At 70.2% G+C, this 7,648-nt stretch carries 8 protein-coding genes; 6 read left to right on the forward strand and 2 right to left on the reverse strand.

Annotation, left to right across the window (positions count from 1 at the left end):
• The first annotated feature begins 144 nt into the window (after positions 1-144).
• From ACWGIS_RS36045 to ACWGIS_RS36055, 3 genes are read left to right on the forward strand one after another with little or no spacing between them, the layout of a single operon-like run.
• Positions 145-1,449, forward strand: a complete 1,305-nt coding sequence (locus tag ACWGIS_RS36045) for a M16 family metallopeptidase (RefSeq protein ID WP_453366744.1) — start codon at positions 145-147, stop codon at positions 1,447-1,449.
• A gap of 27 nt (positions 1,450-1,476) precedes the next feature.
• Positions 1,477-2,229 (forward strand): 4-hydroxy-tetrahydrodipicolinate reductase, encoded by a 753-nt coding sequence (gene dapB, locus ACWGIS_RS36050; RefSeq protein WP_453366737.1) that lies wholly within the window; start codon positions 1,477-1,479, stop codon positions 2,227-2,229.
• Between the two features lie 36 nt (positions 2,230-2,265).
• Entirely contained in the window at positions 2,266-2,718 is a 453-nt protein-coding gene (locus ACWGIS_RS36055; RefSeq protein ID WP_453366738.1) for a hypothetical protein, read from the forward strand.
• Between the two features lie 113 nt (positions 2,719-2,831).
• Here ACWGIS_RS36055 and ACWGIS_RS36060 read toward each other — a convergent pair whose 3' ends face one another.
• Both ACWGIS_RS36060 and ACWGIS_RS36065 read right to left on the reverse strand, forming a co-directional pair.
• Complete coding sequence (locus ACWGIS_RS36060) at positions 2,832-3,389, reverse strand: hypothetical protein (RefSeq protein WP_453366739.1); 558 nt, start codon at positions 3,387-3,389, stop codon at positions 2,832-2,834.
• Between the two features lie 123 nt (positions 3,390-3,512).
• A complete protein-coding gene (locus ACWGIS_RS36065) occupies positions 3,513-3,752 on the reverse strand; it encodes a hypothetical protein (protein WP_453366740.1) in 240 nt (79 codons plus the stop codon).
• A gap of 173 nt (positions 3,753-3,925) precedes the next feature.
• Between ACWGIS_RS36065 and thyX the strand changes: the two genes are divergently transcribed.
• The 3 genes from thyX to ACWGIS_RS36080 all read left to right on the forward strand — a co-directional run bounded on the left by thyX (position 3,926) and on the right by ACWGIS_RS36080 (position 7,598).
• Positions 3,926-4,666 carry an FAD-dependent thymidylate synthase gene (gene thyX, locus ACWGIS_RS36070; protein WP_453366741.1) on the forward strand — a complete coding sequence of 247 codons (741 nt, stop codon included), beginning with the start codon at positions 3,926-3,928 and terminating at the stop codon, positions 4,664-4,666.
• Positions 4,667-4,876: 210 nt separating this feature from the next.
• Positions 4,877-5,776: a 4-hydroxy-tetrahydrodipicolinate synthase gene (gene dapA / locus ACWGIS_RS36075; protein WP_453366742.1), complete on the forward strand. Its 900-nt coding sequence runs from the start codon at positions 4,877-4,879 to the stop codon at positions 5,774-5,776.
• 136 nt (positions 5,777-5,912) lie between these two features.
• Positions 5,913-7,598, forward strand: a complete 1,686-nt coding sequence (locus tag ACWGIS_RS36080) for a ribonuclease J (RefSeq protein ID WP_453366743.1) — start codon at positions 5,913-5,915, stop codon at positions 7,596-7,598.
• Positions 7,599-7,648 lie beyond the last annotated feature (50 nt).

Below are 7,648 nucleotides of genomic sequence, written 5' to 3' on the forward strand. Positions count from 1 at the left end.
GGGTAAGCTCTCCATCATCCCCGTGATCGTGGGCGAAGCGGGCGACTACAAGAAGTACCACACCGACCTGGGACGTCGAGCAGCACCAGGGCGCCGCCCCGCACCTCCTCGGAGGCGCGGGCCGTCGCCCGTACCCAAACCCTCATCAAGGGTCGCAACGGCATCGGCACCGTCCGTAAGACCACCCTCCCCGGCGGCCTGCGCATCGTCACCGAGACCCTGCCCTCCGTCCGCTCCGCCACCTTCGGCATCTGGGCGCACGTCGGCTCCCGGGACGAGACGCCGGCGCTGAACGGCGCCACACACTACCTGGAGCACCTCCTCTTCAAGGGCACCCGGCGCCGCTCCGCCCTGGACATCTCCTCCGCCATCGACGCGGTCGGCGGCGAGATGAACGCGTTCACGGCGAAGGAGTACACGTGCTACTACGCACGCGTGCTCGACACCGACCTGCCGCTCGCCATCGACGTCGTGTGCGACATGCTCACCGGCTCGCTGATCGAGCAGGCGGACGTCGACGCCGAGCGCGGCGTGATCCTCGAAGAGATCGCCATGACCGAGGACGACCCGGGCGACTGCGTGCACGACCTGTTCGCGCACACCATGCTCGGCGACACCCCCCTCGGCCGCCCGGTCCTCGGCACGGTCGACACGGTCAACGCCCTGAGCGCCGACCGCATCCGCCGCTTCTACCGCAAGCACTACGACCCGACGCACCTCGTCGTGGCCTGCGCGGGCAACGTCGACCACAACAAGGTCGTACGGCAGGTCCGGGCGGCCTTCGAGAAGGCGGGTGCCCTCAAGGGTCCCGAGGCGGCCCCGGTCGCCCCGCGCGACGGCCGGCGCGCCATCCGCACCGCGGGCCGCGTCGGGCTGCTCGGCCGCAAGACCGAGCAGGCGCACGTCGTCCTCGGCATGCCGGGCCTGGCGCGCACCGACGACCGGCGCTGGGCGCTCGGCGTCCTGAACACCGCCCTGGGCGGCGGGATGTCCTCCCGCCTGTTCCAGGAGGTCCGCGAGAAGCGCGGTCTGGCCTACAGCGTGTACTCGTACACGTCGGGCTTCGCCGACTGCGGCCTCTTCGGCGTGTACGCGGGCTGCCGTCCGTCCCAGGTGCACGACGTGCTCAAGATCTGCCGGGACGAGCTCGACCACGTGGCCCAGCACGGACTCTCGGACGAGGAGATCGGCCGTGCCGTCGGCCAGCTCCAGGGTTCGACGGTCCTCGGCCTGGAGGACACCGGCGCGCTGATGAACCGTATCGGCAAGAGCGAGCTGTGCTGGGGCGACCAGATGTCCGTCGACGACATGCTCGCCCGGATAGCTGCGGTCACCCCGGACGAGGTCCGCTCGGTCGCCCACGACATCCTGGGGCAGCGGCCCTCGTTGTCGGTGATCGGCCCGCTCAAGGACAAGCAGGCGTCCCGTCTGCACGATGCGGTCGCGTAACCCCCGTCTCAGTTAAGGAACCAAGCAATGAGCAAGCTGCGCGTGGCGGTCCTCGGTGCGAAGGGCCGGATCGGGGCCGAGGCGGTACGAGCCGTCGAGGCCGCCGAGGACCTCGAACTGGTGGCCGCGCTGGGCCGGGGCGACTCGCTGGAGGCGCTGACCGCGTCCGGCGCCGAGGTCGCCGTCGAACTGACCACACCGGCCTCGGTGATGGACAACCTCGACTTCTGCGTCCGCAACGGCATCCACGCCGTGGTCGGCACGACCGGCTGGAACGACGAGCGGCTCGCGCGGCTCGGCACCTGGCTGTCCGGCTCCCCGGAGACGGGCGTGCTCATCGCGCCCAACTTCTCCATCGGCGCGGTGCTGACCATGAAGTTCGCCGAGGTGGCCGCTCCGTACTTCGAGTCCGTCGAGGTCGTGGAGCTGCACCACCCGAACAAGGTGGACGCCCCCAGCGGCACCGCCACGCGCACGGCCCAGCTCATCGCCGCCGCCCGGGAGCGGGCCGGCAGCGCCCCGCAGCCGGACGCCACGGCGACCGCCCTGGACGGCGCCCGCGGCGCGGACGTCGACGGGGTCCCGGTGCACGCGGTCCGCCTGCGAGGACTGCTGGCCCACCAGGAGGTCCTGCTGGGCGGCGAGGGCGAGACCCTGACCATCCGCCACGACTCGCTGCACCACAGCAGCTTCATGCCGGGCATCCTGCTCGGGGTGCGCCGCGTGGTCACCGCGCCGGGCCTCACCTTCGGCCTGGAACACTTCCTGGACCTCGGCTGAGCCGGGGACCGACAGCAGACGGCAGATAGCAGAGACATGCGCGCGAAGATCACCTACGCCATCACGGCGGCCGTCCTGGTCGCCTACTTCGTACTGGTCGGCTGGCGCGGAGTCCTGCTCGTGCAGACCGGCACGGTCCTCACGGTCACCTTCGGGGTCTCCGTGCTGATCCTGCCGGTCATCGGCGTCTGGTTCCTCTGGAAGAACACGCAGTTCGTCCGCAAGGCCAACCGGCTCGCCGCCGAGCTGGACGCCGAGGGCGGCCTGCCCGTCGACGAGCTGAAGCGCACGCCGGGCGGCCGCATCGACCGCGACTCGGCCGACGCGGTGTTCGCCCTGCGCAAGGCCGAGACCGAGGACTCCCCGGACGACTGGCGCAGCTGGTTCCGGCTGGCGGTCGCCTACCACGACGCCCGCGACACCCCGCGCGCCCGCAAGGCGATGCAGCGCGCGATCGCCCTGCACGAGGGCAGGTCCGTCCAGGTCTGACGGACGGCACCGCCCGGAGCCGGCGGACGCCGGCAGCAGGGCACCAGGAGTACGGCGAAGGGGCCGGCCCGCACCAGCGGGCCGGCCCCCTTTTCCGTGCCGTGACGGGCCGCTCAGGCCCTGCGGTACTCGTCGGCCCACACCTCGACGGCGTCCGCCGCCCGGTCGAAGGCCTCCGGGCGGGCCAGGAAGTCGGCGCCGTGGCTGGTGAGCAGCGGCACGAGGTCCTCCGGCGCACGGTCCTTGCGGGCGAGCACCAGCGCCTGCCCCTGCACCGTGCGCGGCAGCCCGAGCCAGCGCACCGGCTGCTGGACGGTCCGCACCGCGCCGACCTGCTCCCAGGGAGCGGTGCTCGTACGGAGGAAGCCCACCCGGCGCAGTCCGTTCGCGCTCACCCAGACGCCCATCCGCAGCAGCCGCAGCGCGCACAGTATGACGACGAGCGCGCCGGCCAGACAGACTGCGGCACCGGCCATCGTCCCGGTGAGCGCGATGATCACGGCGGCGAAGAGCACGTAGGAGGCCAGCAGCAGGACGAGCGCGGCCGCGCCCACCCGCCAGGGCCCGGGCCGGTAGGGACGCCGCCACTGGTCGCGGTCGTCGAACGGCAGTGCGAGATCGTCCGCTGCCTCGTCAAAAGCGCGGTCCGCCGTCAGAAAGGGCAGGGGCACGACTGATCCTCACTCAATCCACGCGTGGGGTATGCCCGGTGAGGCTATCGAGCCGGATCCCCGCCCACCACCCTTGGGGGGCCATGGGGGTGCCTGTGGGCCGTCCGGACGCCCCGGCGGGGCTCAGCGCCCGTCGGAGGCCTGGGAGTGCTGCGTGGCCGGGACCGAGCGGTCGAGCGAGAGGGAGGGCATCCCTATGAGGAGGGAACCCACGAGACCCGCCACCACGGTCAGTCCGATGAGCCACCGGCCGACCAGCTCGCCGGCGGAGGGGCGCTCGCGCGGCGGGGGAGCGACATTGCTGCGGAACTTGTCGGCTTCGGCGATGAAGGCGAACGGAACGGGCTCGCGCCGACGGAACATGGGCGGTGCTTCTCCTCGGGGACTCGAAGGGATCTCTGTCACCGATACAGACGTACGAACGTCCCGAGAGGTGCCCGATTCCACCGATTTCCCCACCCCGGTGGACGGAGATCCGCAGTGCCGCCGCGCCGTAGAGTAGCGGCGTTGACTGTGATGGAAGGACCCCCCGAATCGTGACCGACATCCCCGCCGACGATCCCAAGATCGAACTCCGCAGCGACGTCACCGTCGAGCTGGTGAAGCACAGCGCCGCCGACTCCGACGTGCTGTTCGCCGCCCGCGTCTCGACGCTCGGAGAGCAGTCCCTGGAGGAGCTGGACAAGGCCCCGGAGCGCTCGAAGGGACTGATCAACTACCTCATGCGGGACCGGCACGGCAGCCCCTTCGAGCACAACTCGATGACGTTCTTCGTCAGTGCCCCGATCTTCGTCTTCCGCGAGTTCATGCGTCACCGCGTGGGCTGGTCGTACAACGAGGAGTCGGGCCGCTACCGGGAGCTCCAGCCGGTCTTCTACGTCCCGGACGAGTCCCGGAAGCTGGTCCAGGAGGGCCGCCCCGGGAAGTACGTCTTCGTCGAGGGCACGCCCGAGCAGCGGGAACTCGTGACGGACGTCATGGACGAGTCGTACGCCGAGTCCTACCGGACGTACCGGAAGATGCTCGCGGCCGGGGTGGCCCGCGAGGTGGCCCGCGCGGTGCTGCCGGTGGGTCTCTACTCGTCGATGTACGCCACGTGCAACGCGCGCTCGCTGATGCACTTCCTCGGCCTGCGCACCCAGCACGAGCTCGCCAAGGTCCCGTCCTTCCCGCAGCGGGAGATCGAGATGGTCGGCGAGAAGATGGAGGCGGAGTGGGCGAAGCTCATGCCGCTCACCTACGCCGCCTTCAACGCCAACGGCCGCGTCGCGCCGTAACGCGCCCCCGCACGCCTTCCGGCACAGATGTACGCATCAGCCGGTCGAAGTGTCCGTATTGCGGCATTTCTAGAAGTTCATCTAGCCTGATCAAACGGACCCGGCACTGCTTGAACCCCCGAGCAGGCAGTGCCGGGCTCCGCATTTGCCCCGACTTGTCGCCTGCCCCGAGGGCAGACCCCGCGTTGAGCAGCGAGTAGCGTGTTACCCATGGCTCCGACCTCCACTCCGCAGACCCCCTTCGGGAGGGTCCTCACCGCCATGGTCACGCCCTTCACGGCGGACGGCGCACTCGACCTCGACGGCGCGCAGCGGCTCGCCGCCCACCTGGTGGACGCAGGCAACGACGGCCTGGTCATCAACGGCACCACCGGCGAGTCCCCGACCACGAGCAACGCGGAGAAAGCCCAGCTCGTACGGGCTGTGGTCGAGGCGATCGGCGACCGGGCGCACGTGGTCGCGGGCGTCGGCACCAACGACACGCGCCACAGCATCGAGCTCGCCCGCGACGCCGAGAAGGCCGGCGCGCACGGCCTGCTGACCGTCACGCCGTACTACAACAAGCCCCCTCAGGAGGGCCTGTACCGGAACTTCACGGCGATCGCCGACGCGACCGAGCTGCCCGTGATGCTCTACGACATCCCCGGCCGCAGCGGCGTCCCGATCAACACCGAGACGATCGTCCGCCTCGCCGAGCACCCGCGGATCGTCGCCAACAAGGACGCCAAGGGCGACCTCGGCCGCGCCAGCTGGGCCATCGCCCGCTCCGGCCTCGCCTGGTACTCCGGCGACGACATGCTCAACCTCCCGCTGCTCTCCGTGGGCGCGGTCGGCTTCGTCTCCGTCGTCGGCCACGTCGTCTCCCCGGAACTGCGTGAGCTGCTGGACGCCTACCTCCAGGGCGACGTCCAGAAGGCCACCGAGATCCACCAGAAGCTGCTCCCCGTCTTCACCGGCATGTTCCGCACCCAGGGCGTCATGACGACCAAGGCCGCGCTCGCCCTCCAGGGCCTGCCGTCCGGACCGCTGCGCGCCCCGATGGTCGAGCTGTCCCCCGAGGAGACCGACCAGCTCAAGATCGATCTTGCCGCCGGCGGGGTACAGCTCTGACAAAGACTTCACAACTGAATACGCACGACCCGCAGGCCGTCCGCCTGCACCCACACACAGACAACTGCTACTGCACGAACGTCACGCGCGCCACGTGCCTTGCCAGGTACGTGGCGCGCGTGGTGAGGAGAGTCTTTTGAGTCATCCGCATCCTGAACTCGCGCCGCCGCCGAAGCTCGCCCAGGGCGGCCTCCGGGTCACCCCGCTCGGCGGTCTCGGCGAAATCGGCCGGAACATGACCGTCTTCGAGTACGGCGGCCGCCTCCTGATCGTCGACTGCGGAGTGCTCTTCCCCGAGGAGGAGCAGCCCGGAATCGACCTGATCCTGCCGGACTTCACGTCCATCAGGGACCGCCTCGACGACATCGAGGGCATCGTCCTCACGCACGGCCACGAGGACCACATCGGCGGTGTGCCCTTCCTGCTCCGCGAGAAGCCGGACATCCCGCTGATCGGCTCCAAGCTGACCCTCGCCCTCATCGAGGCGAAGCTCCAGGAGCACCGCATCCGCCCGTACACGCTCGAGGTCGCCGAGGGGCACCGCGAGCGAATCGGCCCCTTCGACTGCGAGTTCGTCGCGGTCAACCACTCCATCCCGGACGCCCTCGCGGTGGCCATCCGCACCCCCGCGGGCATGGTCGTGCACACCGGCGACTTCAAGATGGACCAGCTCCCGCTGGACGGCCGCCTCACCGACCTGCACGCCTTCGCGCGGCTGAGCGAGGAGGGCATCGACCTTCTCCTCTCGGACTCCACGAACGCCGAGGTCCCGGGCTTCGTCCCGCCCGAGCGCGACATCTCGAACGTGCTGCGCCAGGTCTTCGCCGGCGCCCGCAAGCGGATCATCGTGGCGAGCTTCGCCAGCCACGTGCACCGCATCCAGCAGATCCTGGACGCGGCCCACGAGTACGGACGCCGGGTCGCCTTCGTCGGCCGCTCGATGGTCCGCAACATGGGCATCGCACGGGATCTCGGCTATCTGAAGGTCCCGCCGGGCCTCGTCGTCGACGTGAAGACCCTCGACGACCTGCCCGACCACGAGGTCGTGCTCGTCTGCACCGGCTCGCAGGGCGAACCGATGGCCGCGCTGTCCCGCATGGCCAACCGCGACCACCAGATCCGCATCGTCCAGGGCGACACGGTGATCCTGGCGTCGTCGCTCATCCCGGGCAACGAGAACGCGGTCTACCGCGTCATCAACGGCCTGACCCGCTGGGGCGCCAACGTCGTCCACAAGGGCAACGCCAAGGTGCACGTCTCGGGCCACGCCTCCGCGGGCGAGCTGCTGTACTTCTACAACATCTGCAAGCCGCGGAACCTGATGCCGGTCCACGGCGAATGGCGCCACCTGCGCGCCAACGCCGAGCTCGGCGCCCTCACCGGCGTCCCGCACGACCGCATCGTCATCGCGGAGGACGGCGTCGTCGTCGACCTCATCGGCGGCAAGGCCAAGATCTCCGGCAAGGTCCAGGCGGGATACGTGTACGTCGACGGCCTCTCGGTCGGAGACGTGGGCGAGCCCGCGCTGAAGGACCGCCGCATCCTCGGCGACGAGGGCATCATCTCGGTCTTCATGGTGGTCGACTCCAGTACCGGCAAGATCACCGCGGGCCCGCACATCCAGGCCCGCGGCTCCGGTATCGACGACAGCGCCTTCTCGGACGTCGTCCCGAAGATCACGGAAGTCCTGGAGCGCTCGGCCCAGGACGGCGTGGTCGAGCCCCACCAGCTGCAGCAGCTCATCCGCCGCACGCTGGGCAAGTGGGTCTCGGACAACTACCGCCGGCGCCCGATGATCCTCCCGGTCGTGGTCGAGGTCTGACCCCGGCCACGCCCCGACCTGGAGCGGGCGGCCCCGATTTGCATCGGGGC

This window comes from Streptomyces sp. NPDC054842 (assembly GCF_053611025.1).